This window comes from Ruegeria atlantica (assembly GCF_013033965.1).
In the GTDB taxonomy this organism is placed as follows: Bacteria; Pseudomonadota; Alphaproteobacteria; order Rhodobacterales; family Rhodobacteraceae; genus Ruegeria; species Ruegeria atlantica_D.
The window spans coordinates 341,230-359,955 of the sequence record NZ_WQFE01000004.1 but is presented as its reverse complement, the minus strand read 5'-3'; the positions used below and the strand labels follow the sequence as shown (position 1 = coordinate 359,955).

General features: G+C 55.4%; 20 protein-coding genes. 6 read left to right on the top strand and 14 right to left on the bottom strand.

Translation table 11 applies throughout. The annotated features are described in order from the left end of the window. Positions 1-1,344, bottom strand: coding sequence for a dimethylsulfonioproprionate lyase DddP (gene dddP / locus GOW16_RS10600; protein ID WP_170414391.1), 1,344 nt, complete (start codon positions 1,342-1,344; stop codon positions 1-3). Positions 1,345-1,467: 123 nt separating this feature from the next. On the opposite strand from dddP, the gene GOW16_RS10595 reads away from it, so the two are divergent. Next, positions 1,468-2,211, top strand: coding sequence for a heme-dependent oxidative N-demethylase family protein (locus tag GOW16_RS10595; protein WP_170414388.1), 744 nt, complete (start codon positions 1,468-1,470; stop codon positions 2,209-2,211). A 36-nt stretch (positions 2,212-2,247) separates the two neighbouring features. On the opposite strand, the gene GOW16_RS10590 is transcribed toward GOW16_RS10595, so the two are convergent. From GOW16_RS10590 to GOW16_RS10570, 5 genes are all read right to left on the bottom strand, one after another. Further along, positions 2,248-3,159, bottom strand: a complete 912-nt coding sequence (locus tag GOW16_RS10590; protein WP_368039884.1) for a hypothetical protein — start codon at positions 3,157-3,159, stop codon at positions 2,248-2,250. 199 nt (positions 3,160-3,358) lie between these two features. Further along, on the bottom strand, positions 3,359-4,147 hold the full coding sequence (locus GOW16_RS10585) for a lytic murein transglycosylase (RefSeq protein ID WP_170414382.1): 789 nt from the start codon (positions 4,145-4,147) through the stop codon (positions 3,359-3,361). Between the two features lie 66 nt (positions 4,148-4,213). Then, the gene (locus tag GOW16_RS10580; protein WP_170414380.1) at positions 4,214-4,858 is read right to left on the bottom strand and encodes an MSMEG_1061 family FMN-dependent PPOX-type flavoprotein; all 645 of its coding nucleotides are present in this window, start codon (positions 4,856-4,858) and stop codon (positions 4,214-4,216) included. Between the two features lie 102 nt (positions 4,859-4,960). Continuing rightward, the gene (gene glnA, locus GOW16_RS10575; protein ID WP_170414377.1) at positions 4,961-6,367 is read right to left on the bottom strand and encodes a type I glutamate--ammonia ligase; all 1,407 of its coding nucleotides are present in this window, start codon (positions 6,365-6,367) and stop codon (positions 4,961-4,963) included. Between the two features lie 28 nt (positions 6,368-6,395). Next, positions 6,396-6,734 carry a P-II family nitrogen regulator gene (locus GOW16_RS10570; RefSeq protein ID WP_058274017.1) on the bottom strand — a complete coding sequence of 113 codons (339 nt, stop codon included), beginning with the start codon at positions 6,732-6,734 and terminating at the stop codon, positions 6,396-6,398. A 169-nt stretch (positions 6,735-6,903) separates the two neighbouring features. On the opposite strand from GOW16_RS10570, the gene GOW16_RS10565 reads away from it, so the two are divergent. From GOW16_RS10565 to tig, 3 genes are all read left to right on the top strand, one after another. Next, positions 6,904-8,457: an NAD(P)H-hydrate dehydratase gene (locus tag GOW16_RS10565; protein WP_170414374.1), complete on the top strand. Its 1,554-nt coding sequence runs from the start codon at positions 6,904-6,906 to the stop codon at positions 8,455-8,457. Positions 8,458-8,759: 302 nt separating this feature from the next. Next, positions 8,760-9,884 carry a porin gene (locus GOW16_RS10560; protein WP_170414372.1) on the top strand — a complete coding sequence of 375 codons (1,125 nt, stop codon included), beginning with the start codon at positions 8,760-8,762 and terminating at the stop codon, positions 9,882-9,884. A gap of 184 nt (positions 9,885-10,068) precedes the next feature. Beyond that, positions 10,069-11,400 carry a trigger factor gene (gene tig / locus GOW16_RS10555; RefSeq protein WP_170414369.1) on the top strand — a complete coding sequence of 444 codons (1,332 nt, stop codon included), beginning with the start codon at positions 10,069-10,071 and terminating at the stop codon, positions 11,398-11,400. A 96-nt stretch (positions 11,401-11,496) separates the two neighbouring features. On the opposite strand, the gene GOW16_RS10550 is transcribed toward tig, so the two are convergent. From GOW16_RS10550 to rpsF, 7 genes are all read right to left on the bottom strand, one after another. Continuing rightward, a complete protein-coding gene (locus GOW16_RS10550; protein WP_170414366.1) occupies positions 11,497-12,354 on the bottom strand; it encodes an acyl-homoserine-lactone synthase in 858 nt (285 codons plus the stop codon). Positions 12,355-12,450: 96 nt separating this feature from the next. Continuing rightward, on the bottom strand, positions 12,451-13,152 hold the full coding sequence (locus GOW16_RS10545; protein ID WP_170414363.1) for a LuxR family transcriptional regulator: 702 nt from the start codon (positions 13,150-13,152) through the stop codon (positions 12,451-12,453). Positions 13,153-13,366: 214 nt separating this feature from the next. After that, the gene (locus tag GOW16_RS10540; protein WP_170414360.1) at positions 13,367-13,855 is read right to left on the bottom strand and encodes a lytic transglycosylase domain-containing protein; all 489 of its coding nucleotides are present in this window, start codon (positions 13,853-13,855) and stop codon (positions 13,367-13,369) included. A 150-nt stretch (positions 13,856-14,005) separates the two neighbouring features. After that, the gene (locus GOW16_RS10535; protein ID WP_170414357.1) at positions 14,006-14,362 is read right to left on the bottom strand and encodes a hypothetical protein; all 357 of its coding nucleotides are present in this window, start codon (positions 14,360-14,362) and stop codon (positions 14,006-14,008) included. 235 nt (positions 14,363-14,597) lie between these two features. Next, a complete protein-coding gene (rplI, locus tag GOW16_RS10530; protein WP_170414354.1) occupies positions 14,598-15,218 on the bottom strand; it encodes a 50S ribosomal protein L9 in 621 nt (206 codons plus the stop codon). A 12-nt stretch (positions 15,219-15,230) separates the two neighbouring features. Further along, positions 15,231-15,458 (bottom strand): 30S ribosomal protein S18, encoded by a 228-nt coding sequence (gene rpsR / locus GOW16_RS10525; protein ID WP_005982441.1) that lies wholly within the window; start codon positions 15,456-15,458, stop codon positions 15,231-15,233. 27 nt (positions 15,459-15,485) lie between these two features. After that, complete coding sequence (gene rpsF, locus GOW16_RS10520; protein ID WP_170349078.1) at positions 15,486-15,839, bottom strand: 30S ribosomal protein S6; 354 nt, start codon at positions 15,837-15,839, stop codon at positions 15,486-15,488. Positions 15,840-16,123: 284 nt separating this feature from the next. Here rpsF and GOW16_RS10515 point away from each other — a divergent pair, with 284 nt between their 5' ends. Together GOW16_RS10515 and GOW16_RS10510 are read left to right on the top strand one after the other, a co-directional pair. Further along, on the top strand, positions 16,124-16,642 hold the full coding sequence (locus tag GOW16_RS10515) for a hypothetical protein (RefSeq protein WP_170414351.1): 519 nt from the start codon (positions 16,124-16,126) through the stop codon (positions 16,640-16,642). A 128-nt stretch (positions 16,643-16,770) separates the two neighbouring features. Further along, positions 16,771-17,343, top strand: coding sequence for a YceI family protein (locus tag GOW16_RS10510; RefSeq protein WP_170414349.1), 573 nt, complete (start codon positions 16,771-16,773; stop codon positions 17,341-17,343). A 69-nt stretch (positions 17,344-17,412) separates the two neighbouring features. Here the strand turns inward: GOW16_RS10510 and GOW16_RS10505 are convergent, their stop codons facing one another. Next, positions 17,413-18,639, bottom strand: a complete 1,227-nt coding sequence (locus GOW16_RS10505) for a cytochrome b/b6 domain-containing protein (RefSeq protein WP_170414346.1) — start codon at positions 18,637-18,639, stop codon at positions 17,413-17,415. Positions 18,640-18,726 lie beyond the last annotated feature (87 nt).

Genomic DNA, 18,726 nt, shown 5'->3' with positions numbered 1-18,726 from the left:
TCAGTTCAGTCCCATGAGTTGCGGATCAAAGGGATAGGTGGTCAGGTTCTCATACCCGTCTTCGGTGATCAGAACCTGATCTTCCAGCTTGATTGAGAAATCGCCGCCAACCTCTCCAACAGCCGCCTCGACACACAGGACCATGCCGGGCTCTAACGGATAGTCGTATGAGCCAGCCACCGCCTTGTCCGGGTAGGCAACGAGGGGCCATTCATCGCACAGACCCACGCCGTGCATCAGGCAGCCGTATTTCTGTGCCTGAAACTTGTCATCCAGCTTGTGTGCGTTGGCCGTCAGTTCGGGGATCATCACGCCGGGTTTCAGCATCTCCATATTGGTCATAATGTGCTCATGCGCGTGCTGCATGGCATACACCATGTCGGGACGGGGCTTTTCGTCGCCGATCCACCATGTGCGCGAGATATCAATGCAGATGCCGTAAGAACCGATCAGGTCGGTGTCAAAAGCGATGATCTCATTCTGTTGCGTGATCCGGGGACCGCATTCCTGAAACCACGGATTGGTGCGTTGGCCCGAAGCCAGCAGGCGGGTCTCGATCCATTCGCCGCCGCGCCGGATGTTTTCCGCGTGCAGAACGGCCCAGATATCATCTTCCGAGGTCTTGCCGTCGCCCACATTCGCACGTGCGAATTTCTCCATCTCGGCGACGGCGGTTTCGCAGGCATGGTTGGCGCAGCGCATGGCCAGAATTTCGTCAGGACCTTTGATCGCGCGGGTCTTTTCGGTGACCTCCTCGCCCTCCAAGATCTCGAAACCCTGCGCCTCAAGCGCGCGCAGTCCGTGCAGCATGATCTTGTCCACGGCAAGGCGCTTGTTGCCGCCGCTGTGTTCGTCAATCAGAACGCGCACCTCGTTTGAAAACACATCTGCGGCCACATCCACCTTATCGCCCCGGTCGAAATAGAACAGGTCAGCGCCGGACCGCTGTTCCCGCACCAGTGGGTTGAATGTCGAAAGGAACGGAGAATTCTTGTAGTCCCAAATCACCATATAGCCGTCGGCACACAGCAAAACCGCACGAAATGGGTTATGCGTGTTCCACAGCTGCATATTGGTGCTGTCAGTGGCATAACGGATGTTGAGCGGGTCGAACATCAACAGCCCGCCGTAGCCGCGATCGACAATAGCCTTCGTCAACCTTTTCCAACGATGCTCCCGCATCCGCGCCAGATCGGGCAGAGTGAGGCCGGCCTTTTCCCATTCCGAGAACGCAAGCTGCGTCGGGCCGATCTCGATCCGGTCATTTGCGTTCGGGGTGCCATCGCCAAGGGTCGCACCTTTGGTCGGGTCGATCTTGCGGGTGTCGCGATAGTGCCGGTTCATGGTGGGTCTCCCTGCCTGTTTTTTAAGCGTGAAGAATCAATCTTCACGCGTCTTGAAGATTTGCGACGGTGCATTCGTCGCTTTTTGACCGACACGCAAAAATTCTGATGGTACTTCAAGCTCATGACGACAATTCTGCAGACTTCTATCCCGTATGACCCTTTAGACAATCGCCCCTTGCCGGGCGTTCAGCCAGCAACCATGGAAAATTGGCTGCACTGCGATGATGCGTTTGCCGCCCAGATGCAAAGGCGCGAAGAACTTTTGGCTGGCTGCCGAGCGGATGTTTTGTCGATGGATCCTGACGCCATACCAGCGGCACAGGAGTTGTTGGAGCTAGTGCTGACCCACGTTTATCCCGAGTGCACTGATCACGTCATCCGCCCGGACGGGCAGGGCGTTCCGGTCGATCGCTCACAGCCGTTGGACACGTTGTGCCGGTTGGTGCAGGAAGATTTTTGCCTCCTGCAAAAGCAGGGGGATGAACATGTTCTGACCGGAGCTATCCTGTGCTTTCCTGCCAGTTGGTCTTTGTCCGAGAAATTCATGCGGCCTCTGATCGACATCCATGAGCCGGTTGACAGCTACGACGCCAACATTGCCCGACGGGTTCAACGATTGTTTGACGGGATACAGCCGGGACGCCCCCTGTGGCGGTTCAATGCGCTTTGGTATGCGGACGCCGAACTTCATCAACCCCGCAGTGCGAACGATCGGCGAGACCCGCAGGAGCCGCGATACGCGCGGTTCTTGCGAAGTGAGCGGCAGACGCTGCTGCGACTGCCTGAGACGCAGGCAGTGGTTTTCTCAATCCATACCTATGTGCTGGCGGCAGAGCAGGTTCCAAAAATGGAAAACCCCGCCTGATGGCGGGGCCTCCAAGGAGGGTCATTTCAAACCGGGCTACATGCCCAGCGCGCTGGCGACGTCCGCGAGTGCTCCGCTTGTGCTGAGAGCGGAAATCGCGACCGAGTACGCCAGCACCTGAGTATTCAGGCGGAAGTCTTCACCCCTGATCAGGTTAACAGCGGCCAAGGAGGCCGCAATCGGGACCGACACGCTTGCCACGGCACCCGTTAATCCCCAACTGCTAAGCCGAAGGATATCACTGGGTTTTTCGTGGACGAGGGGGGGCGTGTCGTCCCGATCGGTAGGCTGCTCGATAGGTTCTGTCCGAAAAGCGATGCTGAGCAACTGCTCATCCGACAGCTGGATCGGCCGGGCTACTGGTGTCAGTGCCTTTTTTTCTGGCTCATCCAGGTCTTCTGCGTCAGTAACTTCCAGCCCGGCAAACGGGCCTGTCACTGCCTCGAAAATCTGCTTTCTGTCACGTGGCTTGCTTGGGGCCAGCGTGTCAAATGCGCTCATGAATTGTTCGATTGTCAGAACGGTGTTGGGCGACAGCCATTCGACCCTTTGGGTCGCGCAGACGTCAACCATTCGGTATAGGATCACCACCAGCATTAGTTCCGAGACTTCACTGTCGTCCAGTAGGGGGGAAACCGGGGTCACAGTGATTGTCAGCCGGTTTTTCGGTAGGGTGACAATCGGCCGCTGGATCGTCTTCAAACCTGCGGCACGGTTAAGGCGTTCGAACCGGTCTTCGGTTTCGGCCACCCGCGTGTCCAGAGTCAGACGCACCAGATACTGGCTGGACACGACGCTGGCTTCTGTTCTGTTCAACAGGGACTTGCGCTCGACCAGATGACCATAGTCCTCAAGGGTCTTGGCAACGATTTCGCTGAACCGCTCGATCGCGTCCTCGGTCTTACCGTTGAATTGCAGACCACCGTGATAGCTGTGCTTCGGAGTCACTGCGCCGTCCTTTGTCGCATCCTGTCTTTGGAAACAATCTAGCAACCGATCTGGGGCAGATTTGGGCAAAAATGGAAAAAAATGAGAAATCGACCGGATTGATTACGCTATGGAAACCAAGGCATTTTAGGGGCTGTTTGGTGTCTGTGGCGACAATGTGGCCAAATTCGGGTGAAACGGCCTGATTTTCAAAGCGACCTTAGCCGTCGATTCGGGCGGCCATAATTGCAATGGATTGTTGGTAAACCGAGGCGGCGTTCCATTGTTGAATGACCGCAAAATTTGGCTGCCCCTGTTGATAGCCGCGTCCCGGTTTCCAGCCTTTCTTGCGAAGAAAATTGGCGGTCGAGGCCAGTGCATCCGTCATATTGTAGAAATCGACACGGCCGTCGCCAGTGGCATCGACGCCGTATTGCATCGCATTGCCCGGCAGAAACTGGGTGTGCCCAAGTTCGCCATGTTTCGCCCCTTTTGTCGCGGTCGTAATGCTGCCTTGATCGACCAGTTTCAGCGCTCCGATCGCGTGGGGAATGAAAAACTCGGACCTACGGCAGTCGTAGGCCAATGTTGTGATTGCGGAAACAACCTGACTGTCGCCCATGAAGTTCCCAAATCCGGTTTCCATGCCGTGAATTGCGATCAGCACACCGGCTGGCACGCCGTATTGGCGCTCAAGCGCCGCATAGAATTGCGGGTTGCGGGCCTTGCGTTTGCGCCCCTGCGCCACGATGGTATCCGCTCCGCGTAGGCGCATGAATTTGTCCAGAGAGTATTTGAAGCTTTTCTGATTGCGGTCCGCTGCGATGGTGCGGGTGGCGTATTGGGTCTGCGCCAACGCCTGTAGCCCGTTCTTTTTGACACCCGAGCGTTTGGCCTGCCTGGCAAAGTCCTTTTTCCATGCTTCAAAGCCGCTGCTGTTGTTGCCGCATGGCGCGGCTGATGCGAGGGCAGGAAGGGACAGGGCAATCAAAAGAGCGAAGCGAAGCATCAGGGAAACCCTACATTGGGAATTTAAGGAAAAAGGGTACGCTGCATTTCCCCATACTAAAAGACGCTAATACAGGTCCAACTCTCCGGTTCCTTTCAAGCTCTCGAACCACTCATCGGGCGTTTTGTTGATTTTGGCGTGTTTGACCATCATCGCGTTCATATTTGGTAGGTCCGAGGAATCCGGCCATTGCTCGGGCTGCCAAAGGTTTGCGCGGATCACACATTTGGGGCAATGTGCGAAAACTGTTTCGACGTGAATGACCAAGGCCAGTTTGGGCGAACGGTCGTTGATTGCCATACTGTCCAGCAAGTCACGGTCCTTGCATATGCGGGCTGAACCGCGCAGGCGCAGAGTTTCCATTTTGCCCGGCACAAAGAAAATCAGACTGATGCGCGGGTCCAGCAGGACATTGTGGAACGTATCCACGCGCTTGTTCCCCGGTCGATCAGGTATTGCGATCAAGGTGTCAGACAACACGTTTACGAACCCTTCAGGATCGCCGCGAGGTGAAATGTCCAGATGCCCGTCCGGGTTGGCTGATGCGATCAGGCAGAATGTGGACTTGGCGATAAAGTCGCGGCACATCTGATCCAGTCCGGACAGCTCTTTGGCAATGATCTGAGGCAGGGGCGCGCCGGTTATGCGCTCCAGCTCGTCGCTCGAAGTCACGAAGTCTGCGAATTGAGAAAAAGGGGCGTTCGTTGACATACGATCTCTCCTAACCGGGGTCGTTCGAGTGTGAGAGATCGCGCCAATTGAAACAAGGGCGCCCGAGTGGACGCCCTTGATGTTTTCAAACCTTAAACATGATCAGCAGCTGTAATACATGCCGTATTCAACCGGGTGCGGCGTGTGCTCGTAGGTTTCGACCTCTTCCATCTTCAGTGCGATGTAGCCGTCGATCTGGTCTTTGGTGAACACGTCGCCCTGCAGCAGGAAGTCGTGATCCGATGCCAGCGATTCCAGAGCTTCGCGCAGGCTGCCGCAGACGGTCGGGATGTCCGCCAGTTCCTCGGCAGGAAGGTCGTACAGGTTCTTGTCCATGGCTTCGCCCGGATCGATCTTGTTCTTGATGCCGTCTAGACCAGCCATCAGCAGGGCAGCAAACGCCAGGTAGGGGTTCGCGGCCGGATCGGGGAAGCGAGCCTCGACACGCTTGGCTTTCGGGCTTTCGGTCCACGGAATACGGACACAACCCGAGCGGTTACGTGCCGAGTAGGCGCGCAGAACAGGGGCCTCAAAACCAGGGATCAGACGCTTGTAGCTGTTGGTCGCCGGGTTGGTGAAGGCGTTCAGGGTCTTGGCGTGCTTCAGGATACCGCCGATGAAGTACAGAGCCTCGTCCGAAAGATCAGCATATTTGTCGCCTGCAAACAGGGGCTTGCCGTCTTTCCAGATCGACATGTTCACGTGCATGCCGGTGCCGTTGTCACCTGCGATGGGCTTTGGCATGAAGGTGGCCGATTTGCCATAGGCGTGTGCAACGTTGTGGATGATGTACTTGTATTTCTGCAGCTCGTCCGCCTGCTTGGTCAGGCTATCGAAGATCAGGCCCAGCTCGTGCTGACAGGACGCAACCTCGTGGTGGTGCTTGTCGACCTTCATGCCCAGACGCTTCATGGTCGACAGCATTTCCGAACGCAGGTCCTGCGCTTCGTCGATCGGGTTGACCGGGAAGTAACCACCTTTGACGCCCGGACGGTGGCCCATGTTGCCCATCTCGTACTCGGTGTCGGTGTTCCACGATGCATCGGTTGCATCAACTTCGTAAGATACTTTGTTGATACTGTTCGAGAAACGAACGTCATCGAACAGGAAGAATTCGGCTTCAGGACCCATATAAGCAACATCACCGATACCCGATGCTTTCAGGTAAGCTTCGGCTTTCTGAGCGGTGCCGCGCGGGTCACGCTCATAGGCTTCACCGGTGTCGGGCTCGACGACCGAGCAGTGCACACAGATGGTTTTTTCCGCGTAGAACGGATCGACATAAGCGCTGTCGGTGTCGACCATCAGTTTCATGTCCGATGCTTCGATCGACTTCCAGCCCGCGATGGACGAACCGTCGAACATGAAGCCTTCTTCCAGGAAGTCCTCGTCAACCTGATCGGCCATCAGCGTGACGTGCTGAAGCTTACCGCGGGGATCAGTGAAGCGAACGTCGACGTACTCGGCGTCCTCGTCTTTGATCAGCTGAAGAACTGCGTCCTTGCTCATAACTTTGTATTCCTCTGCTTTGAGTTTGTTACAGTGCTTCCGGGCCGGTCTCACCGGTCCGAATGCGAATGGCTTGTTCAACAGGCGAGACAAAGATCTTGCCGTCGCCGATCTTGTCGGTCTTTGCGGCCGCGACGATGGCGTCGATGGCTGCGTCAACCTGATCATCGTCCAGCACAACTTCGACCTTCACCTTGGGCAGGAAATCGACGACGTATTCCGCGCCGCGATACAATTCAGTGTGGCCCTTCTGACGGCCAAAGCCCTTAACCTCGATCACGCTGAGACCCTGGACGCCGACGTCCTGCAGCGCTTCTTTCACTTCGTCGAGTTTGAACGGCTTGATGATCGCTTCGATCTTCTTCATCCCGGGCTCCTTTTAACTCTTGTCAGTCAGGCACTGACCACGTCTAAATTCGGGCGGCAATGTGATTGCGATATCGGCCCGCACGAGGCGCTGAGAAAATGGGCGTCAGGTCAATTTTTGATCGACTTGCACAAAAAGTAAGCGAAATTGAATCGCCAAGGGATTTGAGATGACGAAATTGCTGACAGCGGCGCAGATGCGAGCAATTGAGCAGGCAGCGATTGAGGCCGGTCAGGTGACTGGTCTGGAGCTGATGGAGCGGGCCGGTCGCGGGGTCGTCGAGGCGATTTTCGAGGAGTGGCCTGAACTGTCAAAAACGTCTGGTACTGCCGTGGTTTTGTGCGGTCCCGGCAATAATGGTGGTGATGGGTTCGTCGTTGCGCGGCTGTTGAAAGAGTGGGGCTGGGAAGTCGAGGTCTTTTTGTATGGGGACCCGGAAAAGCTGCCGCCCGATGCTCGTACGAATTTCGAGCGATGGGAAGGCAAAGGCCAAGTCAATATTCGAAGAATTGATCCGCCTACATTGGTAGATGATACGTTTCGGATTCCGCCCACTACAGACTTGATAATTGACGGGTTGTTCGGAACTGGTCTGACGCGCCCGTTCGGTGGGGTCTTTTCACTTGTGACACTGGAGCCGGCAAGGAGCTTGCTGCAAAAAAACAACGTTCGGGTAGTTTCAATTGATGTTCCCAGTGGGTTGTGCTCCGACAGTGGGTGCATTCTTGGGAATGTCATCGTCGCTGATCTCACTGTTACTTTTCATGACAAGAAAATCGGTCATATGATCAACGATGGACCAGCAAGCTGCGGAATGGTTCGGACCAAGCAAATTGGGCTTAAGCAAAAAAAATACAATCAAACCGTTCAATTGACTTCTGAGAAGGGGCTATTCCCGGCAAAGTATACGGGGGATCACAAATACTCTCATGGCCATGCGCTGATCCTATCTGGTGGTCCCGCTAAAACCGGAGCGGCTCGGTTGGCGGCACGCGGAGCTCTGCGGATCGGGGCAGGGCTCGTAACTCTGGGCGTTCCTCCGTCCGCGCAGATGGAAGTCGCGGCGCAGGTGACGGCCATTATGTTGCAGCGGGCCGAGGATGCTGACGCGCTGGCTGAAGCCTTAAAAGATAAGCGACTGAATGCCATGTGCCTTGGTCCGGGATTGGGACTAAAGCGTGCCCGCGATTTGGTGCCAGTAGCTTTGGAAGAGGGTCGATCAACCGTGCTGGATGCGGATGCGTTGACGGCTTTTGCCGATGATCCCGCGACCCTGTTCGAGCAACTGCATGAGAATTGCGTCTTGACCCCGCACGGGGGAGAGTTCGCCCGGTTGTTCCCCGATATTGCTGAAAAACTGAAAGCAATTCCGACCAAAGGCCCGGCCTATTCCAAGGTCGACGCGACACGTGAGGCGGCCAAACGGGCAGGGTGCGTGGTTCTGTTCAAAGGGGCAGATACGGTGATTGCTGCACCGGACGGACGATGCGCAATAAATTCGGCCGATTATGAGCGTTCGGCACCGTGGTTGGCGACGGCTGGTTCTGGTGATGTGCTCGCTGGGTTTATCACCGGGTTGCTGGCACGAGGGTTCGCCCCAATGCAGGCAGCGGAAACGGCAGCCTGGCTGCATGTTGAATGCGCGCGCCAATTTGGCCCCGGGCTGATAGCCGAGGACTTACCCGAGCAATTACCTGCGGTTTTTCAGAGTTTGGCTAAATGACGCATGGGCGAAAATTGGCCGCTTTATCCAGCGTTCGGCAAGAAATGGCCGCACGTATATGCATCAGTGCATGTCATTCCTTTTGAAAGACCTCTGGCAGAGTGGCAGACTTGTACCCAGATTCCCGAGCCTGTGAAGACTTGGTGGTCAAATCTTTGATATGATTAAAATTTTCTTTCTGCCGATTTGAGCCGTAAGGCAGAAATCCAAAAGGCGAAAAACACGGTTCTTTGCGGAGTGGACCGTCACATCGGTTTTCATTTTTGACGGAATCCACAAACGAAATGTTCATGGTGAATAAAATGACAGTGAAATTGAAACTCTCCTCGGTTGCCGCCGTTCTGGCGATGACCACGGCGATCCCTGCGGCTGCTGATCTGAAGTACGAAAACAACAGCGGCGGTTCTGTAGAACTGTATGGTCAATTCGACCCGGTGATCGTATCGGTCGATGACGGTCAAGAGACAGAGACCCGTTTGCTGGACAATGATCTGTCCAACAGCCGCGTGGGTTTGCGCGTCATACAGCCCTACGGCAGCAACGAGTTCATGTTCCGGTTTGAGACTGGGTTGGGGCTGCCGAGTACGGCCTCAGCAAACCAGAATGGCACCAATACAAGCGGTTGGAGCCGCGAAGACATCCGCCATGTCGATTTCTCGCTAAAAGGCGGATACGGTAAGTTCTCTGCCGGTCAGGGTAGTATGGCATCGGATGGGGCCGCCGAGACGGATCTGTCGTATGTCGGGACAGCTTTGTATTCGTTCACGAATGACGAAAACGGCGCATTTTTCTATCGCGGCGCCGATGGTGTGCTGAGCGACATCACTGTTGGTGACTCGTCTAGCAACTTTGATGGCGCGCGCCGGGGTAGGGTGCGCTACGACACACCTGATTTCAATGGTTTCACGGCGGCGGTCGCGTATGGTCAGAACATCCTGTCCAGCAGTGATGACGATGACTATTACGATATCGCAGTCAGGTATCGGAACACATTCACAAATGGCGTCGAATTTGCAGCCAGTGTTGCGTACGCGGTTAGGGATTTCGACGGCCAACCCGGCGAACGTAAGGATACGATCGGGTCTGCCTCGGTCTTGTTGCCAAGCGGGTTCAGCTTTACCGCGGCCCTTGGGACGCGAGACGATACTTCGGCTGGCGCAAGCGATCCGGATTACTGGTACACAAAGCTTGCCTATGAAGGAGATTGGGTTTCCTGGGGCAAAACTGGCGTTGGTGTCGACTATTTCGACGGTTCTGATTTCGAAAATCAGGGATCCAGCACCAAGTCCTGGGGTATTGCCGTTGTTCAGCGGATCGATGCGATCAACACCGATGCCTACTTGAAATACCGCAACCACGATTTCGACGATACGGTCGACTTTGACAAGAACGAAGCCTGGGTGCTGGGTGCGCTCTGGAAGTTCTGACAACGTTTCTACTAAAACGTCATGCGCCCCGGTCTTGCCGGGGCGTTTTTTTTGTTCAAATCGGCGGCAAAACAAGGTGGATTCGGCCATTGCCCCTTGCACGTAGGCGGCTGGGCAAATAGAAGGCGTCAAATTTGCCCGGCGCGCCGTTTTGCGCGCCCCGAATCCTATGGGGACTACCATAATGCAGGTTACCGAGACGCTGAACGAAGGTCTGAAACGCGGCTACAATATCGTCGTATCCGCAGCCGAGCTGGACGACAAAGTTAACGAGAAACTGGTCGAAGCGCAGCCGGAAATCGAAATGAAAGGTTTCCGCAAAGGCAAAGTGCCGATGGCGCTGCTGAAAAAGCAGTTTGGCCAACGCCTGTTGGGCGAAGCGATGCAGGAAAGCATCGACGGCGCGATGAACAAGCACTTTGAAGACAGCGGTGAGCGCCCTGCGCTGCAGCCCGAGGTCAAGATGACCAACGAGGACTGGAAAGAAGGCGATGATGTCGAGGTTGCAATGTCCTACGAGGCACTGCCCGCGATCCCCGAAGTTGACCTGAAATCGGTCGAGCTGGAAAAGCTGGTCGTCAAAGCCGACGACGCAGCCGTCGAAGAAGCGCTGAACAACCTGGCAGAAACCGCACAGGACTTCAAAGCGCGCCGCAAAGGTTCCAAAGCCAAGGACGGTGATCAGGTTGTGATCGACTTTGTTGGCAAGGTTGACGGCGAAGAGTTCGAAGGCGGTTCGGCTGAAGACTACCCGCTGGTTCTGGGCTCCAACAGCTTCATCCCCGGCTTCGAAGAGCAGCTGGTTGGCGTGAAGGCCGAAGAAGAAAAAGACGTCAACGTCAAGTTCCCCGAGGAATACGGTGCCGAGCATCTGGCTGGTAAAGACGCTGTCTTCACATGCACCATCAAAGAGGTGAAGGAACCGGTTGCTGCGGAAGTAAACGACGAGCTGGCCACCAAGTTCGGTGCAGAGGATCTGGCGGCATTGAAAAGCCAAATCGCCGAGCGTCTGGAAGCCGAGTACGCAGGTGCATCGCGCGCCGTCATGAAGCGTGGCCTGCTGGACGCACTGGACAAGAAGGTTTCGTTCGATCTGCCGCCTTCGCTGGTCGAAGCTGAAGCCAAGCAAATCGCCCACCAGCTGTGGCACGAAGAGAACCCGGAAGTGGAAGGCCATGACCACGCCGAGATCGAGCCCACAGACGAGCACAACAAACTGGCCGAGCGCCGCGTGCGACTGGGCCTGCTGCTGGCTGAACTGGGCCAGAAGGCCGAAGTTGAGGTCACCGATTCTGAAATGACTCAGGCGATCATGAACCAGGCACGTCAGTACCCGGGTCAGGAACGTCAGTTCTTTGAGTTCGTTCAGCAGAATGCACAGATGCAGCAGCAGCTGCGTGCACCGATCTTCGAAGACAAAGTCGTCGACTATGTGTTCGAACTGGCTCAGGTCGCGGACAAAGAAGTCAGCAAAGACGATCTGCAGAAAGCCGTAGAGGCACTGGAAGAGGAGTAATCCTCTTCCGCCCATCCCCATGGGCGCAAAAAAATACGGAGCCGTCCAAAATAAGACGGCTCCGCTTGGGTGGCTTTAACTTATGAGGTGAGGGGGTCAGGCCTCATGAGCAAAAGCACGGGGGGTTCTTAGCAGAGCGGTCTTCTGCTCTGGCGTAAAGCGGTCCGAAAGCGCTTCGATCAGTTTCAGCACTGACTCGACTTCGGCTTTCGATGTTGCCGAACTCATCTGTTCGACAAAGTATTTTTCCAACTGGGTCAGTGGCTGGTGGTCGTAGTTTGCAGCACTTGGCTTGGCCTTTGTCTTCGCGCCTTCGACTAGTTCAAGGGCCTGCTCGTCGGTCAGGAAGACATCGTGCTCAATCGCTGCGTAGTCTCGAATTCCATTGATCCGTTCATCCGAACAGTCCATCAATGCCGCCATGGCTACGACCTTGCCCATTGGCTTGGGTGTGCCAAGATAGTCGTAAGGTGCGTTACCGGACCGTTGCAGGACGCGGTTCATCACCGGGTCGATCACGGCGATCGAGTCCAAAACACCCGCCATCTTGGCGTATTCGAACGAGCCGATCATGACTTCGCTGGTGACATAGGACACAGAGTTTTCCCCACGACCTCGACCCAGCTTTTTGGTGTCGACGCAAAACCGCGTTGCTTCCCAAACCTGAGCGCTGCGGATCGGCGGTTCGCCGTCCAGAATTGAATGAAAAACGTCGGACAGCATATGTGGCCCGGTCGTTTGCAGTAGCCTCATGCATCCAACAACGTCCCCCTCGTCGTTGATGCTGACTACATGTGCAGGATGAAGGTCGTCAAAATGGTCGCGTTCACGCCCATCCACGATATTTACATCCCAACCAAGGCGATCGCCGAAAACGCGCGCGCGCAGTTTGTACATCTCATCCAAGACATGCGTAAACTTATTCTGGTTAATACCATCAATTACGATGATCATTTCCATCCCCCTACAGTCTGGTTACCGTAAGGAAGACGTTAACTAAGAATTGAGCTAAGACTATTGGGGGTTTCCCGTATTTTTTATCTTTTTTGATTATCCTGGGGCAATAATGCCAAGTCCTATAGCTCTTCCAATGGCTTGCGGAGTGGTCAACGCACCCAGTTTTTCACGCCCAGACCGCATGTGAACTTCGACTGTGCGGTGTGAAATTGACAGGATGTCACCGATGTCCTGCTGCGATTTTCCATCCGCGACCCACTGCAGGATCTCTTGTTCACGCGTCGAAAGGGCAGGGAGATACAGCGCCTTGGCCAACAGACCAGACTGCATCACAGTATCATGTGCCGTTACTGCAGCCATCTGCAGGTCCCCCATGACGTGTTTTTTCAACTTCTCCCACTCGGAGTCCGAGCAATCCCGGGTCACATTAAGCAGGCCGCATTCTCCGTAGGGGCCACGTACTGGTATGGTTAAGCCTCGGGAAGTAATGCCAAAATCATGCGCATCCCGGAAAACCGAATGGAATTTTTCGTCGTGATCGAACCGCCCCCAATCCACCGGAGCGATGCTGAGCGCAGATTGATACAAAGTCGGGTCGAAATGGTGGAAGCCCTGGCTTCCATAGTGAATCTTCCATTCGTCCGGGTAATTGGCATACCCCTGAACGTCGCCCTTTACAGGGTTAAATGTGGCGTAAGACGCATAGTCAAAACCCAGCTCTTCGCAGACAGCATTAATGATGTCGGCTGCCGACTTTTCCTCGTGGTCGATCGCGGCCAAGTCTATAAGTTTCACCTGTCCAACCCTTGCGGCGGCAATTCTTTCCCCAAAGAAATGCCATATCTGTCCATTTCACCCAGTACGTTGCGTCAAATCCTGTGCCCGACGCAAGCTAATTGTGCATAACGTTTAGGCATAATGCGTGGTTATGGCAACAGATTACCTTAGTGATTCTATTGGTCATTATTACAGCCTTTGCTACAATGACAAACTTTTACTTTACCTCACGTCACTCTGGTCGCAGACCAGTCTCAACCAACATTCCAGCGGCCTTTGCCTCGGGATAGTAACCTTTGGCATACAGGAAGATGGCCCGCTTCTGGTCTCCGTCGGACAATAGCCACGCACCACGCAGGTATTTTCCGGCGAATTCCAGATTGGTATCTGCGTCCAACAAGCCCTTTGCGTTCCCTTTGTATCCCATCGATCGTGCTGTCGCGGGCAGGATCTGTAGCAAACCGTAATAGGGGCTGTTAACGGCCCAGGGGCGGTGGGTGCTTTCCCGTATGGCGAGCTTGTGCACCAGTTCACGTGGCAGTTCATAGTGGTCAGCCCACTTGTTGATCGACGCACGCAATTCTGGAGTCTCGTTGGGATATAGCGGCGGATCAAAGGGGGCACCACGTGAGCTTTTTCCGCCATCCAGGCCGCCGCAGGCAGCCAGTGCTGGAGCGCCAAGGAGTGCAAGAACTAAGAGGCGGCGCGTGTATTGAGGCATGTGTGGTCTCCGATGGGGTCGGGCGCATGATAGTTCCGCCGGACACAACCGCAAGCTGTCAGACAGCCTCCACGCTGATTTATGCCGGGTCGTTGCGTCAGATATCGACACCAAAGTGTTGCACGCTGGTCTGGTCGGAATAGGGCCGTGTTATACTTCGACTTGGAACCACAAAATGATATCGGAAAACCAAATTTTGTTTTCAGTTGCGCGGAACTGAACGGTGTTGTTGATCCCCGGATTGAGGACGGTGCCTGGGAAGGCCTCCCACAATCCACGAATGTCGCCGCCAGACATTGACGGTCCGTAAATGAAGGTATCGTTTATCTCAATCTGAAAGGCCCCTCCGGACGGCGTTGCCCAAGCTTTGAAAGCAAGGATGGGCTTGGCGCGGTTGGTGCCGATTATCAGGTTTGACGGGATGGGATCGCTGAAGGTCTGGCTTTCACCGGGGTTTAATGAAAAGGAACCGTCATTCACGACGATGTAGTCGCACAAAGATGCCATGGTGGTTTCTCCTGTCGGATCGCGGTCCGCCCAGATGTGCGATCACGCAATTGATAATAAAATATACTTCAAAAAAAATGCGGCAGGGCGGCAGGGGCCGCGCGATATTAGGATAGCACAATTTCCATCCAAATTCTTGGTAGCGCCTGACGCTGTTCCGTCCTGTGATTCCCTGACCAAATAAAAAAGGCCGCGCCTTGCGGCGCGGCCAATTATTGGCACGAATACGGCCAGATTAGGCTTTGGCTTCGTCTTCTTCAGCCGGCGCTTCTTCGGCAACCAACTCTTCGTCGTCGGAAGCTGCAGAACCGATATCGTCGAACAGTTCGGCGATTTCGAATTCAGCGGCGGCCTCTTCTTCGGCTGCCAGTTCCTGGATCGATTTGCCCGATGCCTGCAGTTCGGCTTCTTCTTCCGAGCGGGCAACGTTCATCTTGATTTCGACTTCGACCTCGGGGTGCAGTTTGACTGCCAGCGAGTGCAGACCCAGCTCTTTGATCGGAGCGATAAGTGCAATCTGCTTTTTGTCGACGGTGAAGCCTGCTTCGGTTGCGGCGTCTGCGGCATCACGCGGGGTGACCGAACCGTACAGAGCACCGGCATCAGATGCCGAGCGGATCACGATGAACTGCTGACCGTCCAGCTTTTCAGCCAGCGCTTCAGCTTCTTTCTTGGTTTCCAGGTTGCGCGCTTCAAGCTGCGCTTTCTGGGCTTCGAACGAGGCGATGTTCGACTCGGACGCGCTCAGCGCTTTGCCTTGGGGCAGCAGGAAGTTGCGGGCGTAGCCAGGCTTGACGTCAACGACGTCGCCCATTTGACCCAGTTTGGCAACGCGTTCCAGAAGGATAACTTGCATATCAGTCTCTCCTTACTTCACGGCGTAGGGCAGCAGGGCGAGGAAGCGGGCGCGCTTGATAGCACGGGCCAGTTCACGCTGCTTTTTCGCCGAAACGGCGGTGATGCGCGAAGGAACGATCTTGCCACGCTCAGAGATGTAGCGCTGCAGCAGACGGGTGTCTTTGTAGTCGATCTTCGGCGCGTTGTCGCCCGAGAACGGGCAGACCTTGCGGCGGCGGAAAAATGGTTTTGCGGCCATGGTATATGTCCTTTCGTCAGGCGTTGATCAGCGGCGCTCGCGGCGGCCTTCGCGCTCGTCGCGCTTCTGCATCTGGACCGAGGGGCCCTCGGCATGCTCGTCGACCTTGATGGTCAGAACGCGCATAACGTCATCATGCAGGCGCATCAGGCGTTCCATTTCCTGAACGGCGCCAGCGGGGGCGTCAGTCTTCAGGAAGGAATAGTGACCCTTGCGGTTCTTGTTGATCTTGTAGGCCATCGTCTTGACGCCCCAGTACTCGCTTTCGACGACGTTGCCGCCGTTGTCAGCCAGAACGGTGCCGAAATGTTCGACGAGGCTTTCTGCCTGCGCGTTGGACAGGTCCTGACGCGCGATCATTACATGCTCATACAGTGGCATGTGCACTCCTGTTTATATCAAGGCGCATTTCATAGGCGGGGCCATTTTTTCCTTCGCGACCCTGCCACGAGAGGCTGCGCGATTCACATGATTTGCGAAGGATGGCCCCATATACACGATTGCGCACAGGGGGCAAGGGCCGTCACACATGCCTTGGTGAAGTCGCGCTATTTCCTTTGCGCTGCCCAATTCCTGACGCTTTTCGGCTCAAAGTTGTTTTGCATACCGGGGACTAACCGGACAGACCGAACCTAAGACGGCAACCTGAACTAGGGTACAGAGAAATGACCGCGATGAACACGAATACCTTCGAGAAGTCTGCGACCAGCACGACCTATGATCAATCGGTTCCAGTTCTTATCGCATTTGCGCCAAACTGGAGGGCCAGAACCATTCTGGCACGTGTCGCGGGTGCGTTCCTGATCGTTGTGGCGTTTTCCATGTGGCTGATGTCGGGCGCCGTGATGGCGACCGAGGTTTGGCCGATCAAACTGGCCGCGTCGCTAACGTTCTTACTGATCGGTGTCAGCCTGCTGACGATCCAAGTGCTCGATGCGCGCCCCGATGCTTATTTTGATCCGATCCGTCGTGAAGTTCGTGTTCTGCAAAAGAATGAAAACGGTCGTCCTCAGACGGTCCTGCGCCGCAGCTATGACACCTTGGGTGGTGCGCGTTTTGACGATGATCAGGTCGAACTCTACGACGTGGACGGTAGCCTGCTGATGAAACTGCCGCTGCAATCGGCGGATGTTGGCCGAGCGCTGAAGGGCCAATTGAGCGGAAGTGTAACGATCTTTGCCTGATTTTCACTTCTGTTCATTTAGGAACAGAAATTGTTAGAGAATAAGTCTTGTGTGCCGCCCTAGGGCGGCACATTTTTGTTGTTGAGCATTCCAACTGGTTTGCACTCACAACATTTTTGGAGATTGTCATGAAATCCACCCTTCTTGCTGCTGCACTGGCCGTATCGGCGACCTCGGCATTTGCAAGCGCCGAGAAATACGTTCTGGACCCCAGCCACAGCCAGGTTGTCTTCAACTACAACCACCTTGGTTTCTCGACCACCTATGGCATGTTCTCGGGCTTTGAAGGCGAGATCATGTTCGATCAAGAAAACCCGGCGGAATCCAGCGTGTCTGTTTCTATGCCTGTCGTCGAAATGATCACCGGCTGGAAGCCGCGCGAAGATCACTTCATGACCGAAGATTTCTTTGGCGTGGCCGAGGGCGACCTGATTACGTTCACATCGACCGGTATCGAAGTCACCGGCGACAACACCGCGAACATCACCGGCGATCTGACCATGAACGGCGTGACGAAGTCCGTCGTTCTAGACGCTAAGCTGAACCAGGTTGGCGAGCATCCGATGGCTGGTAAACCCTGGGCCGGTTTTGATGCGACCACCACGCTGGTCCGCAGCGAATTCGATCTGGGCCAGTTTGCGCCGTTTGTCAGCGACGAGGTCGAAGTTCGGATCTCGGTTGAGGCACAGAAAGCCGAATAAGCCGACCTGATAATCAAAAAGAAACCGCCGGGACCGTCAGGCCCCGGCGGTTTTTTTGTTCGGCTGTCTCTATTTGGCTTGGGTAGCCGTCAGTTCAACGGCGACTTTGACGGCAAAGGCTAGCGAGTCTTCTGTCGGCTGCGACGTGCCAACGTCATAATCCAGACGGTTCACCTTCAACTCTCCCTGCATTTTTGCCGTGCCGTCCTGCAAGTCCAGCTCGAATGGCAGGACAACGTCCAGGGTTTTGTCCCGGATGGTCAAAGCTCCGCGCGCCTCATAGGCCAGATCGGTCTTAAACAGTTCAGCGTTGAAATTTGCGGTCGGGAACTGGGCGCTGTCAAAGAAGTCAGACCCCATAGCTTGCTGCGTCACGGTGCCAAGGGTCAACGAGCCGATGGCGATTGTTACATCAACTTCGCCGGCTGGTCCCGGTTCTGCTGGTTCGTCGAATGTAATTGCTGCGGTCCAGTCGGAAAACGCGCCGCTGACAGGGCTGCCCAATTGAGTGATCGTGATCGTCAGCGAACCTTCCTGGACTTGCCAGTCGGATTGAACGGCTTCCAGTTCGGCAGAAACATGATCTCCGGTCGGATGCGCTGAGTAGGCCCCGTCGAACCAGCCGATGCCAAGTGCGACGGCCCAGACGGCCACCGCAGCGATGACGGGGACGGGTGAGTGCCATTGCTGTGGCGGTTCCGGCAGCTCAACCCTACCGGGCAACATGCGGCGCAGGGTGCTGTCTTTGTCGATCACGTGGTGCTTGAGCGCCCCGACGATATGCAACAATAAGGCACCCAGCAGCACCAGCATCAGCACAAAGTGCAGACCGCCGCTCGCTTCGGCCAGCGCGGGGGATTTGGGTACAAATGGCAGGTTCTGCCCGAACGGCCAAAGGATCGGCGCAAAACCTTCGGTGGCCGCATGGTGGATCCAACCTGTCAGGGGAACCAGAACCAACGAGCCATATAACAGCCAATGGACGGTCTCGGCAGCAAACGCCTCGGGTTTGTTTTCAGCATTGAGCAACCCAGGTTTGGGTTGGCTGATCGCCCATAAGATACGGGCAAGTGCCACGAAGAAGACGGTGACACCGATAGTCTTGTGCAGCGAAAATAACTGGGCCGCCTGTTGCAGGTCTTCCGGCGTCGTTGGAATAGCCGGGTCTTCGATCGCGTGTGCCAATTGGTTTGCAAACCATCCAATCGGAAGGGCCGTCAGAATAAGCAAGGCCGTCAGCCAGTGGAAGGTTTTCGAAACGCCTCCATAGCTTTGGGCGGTGTTGGCAAGGGGCATTGGTTTGCGACTCCGATCTGTTTGCTAAGGCCACCCTAAATGCAACGCGGGATGACACAATAGCAGCTTGCGCACAGAATGCGTGTC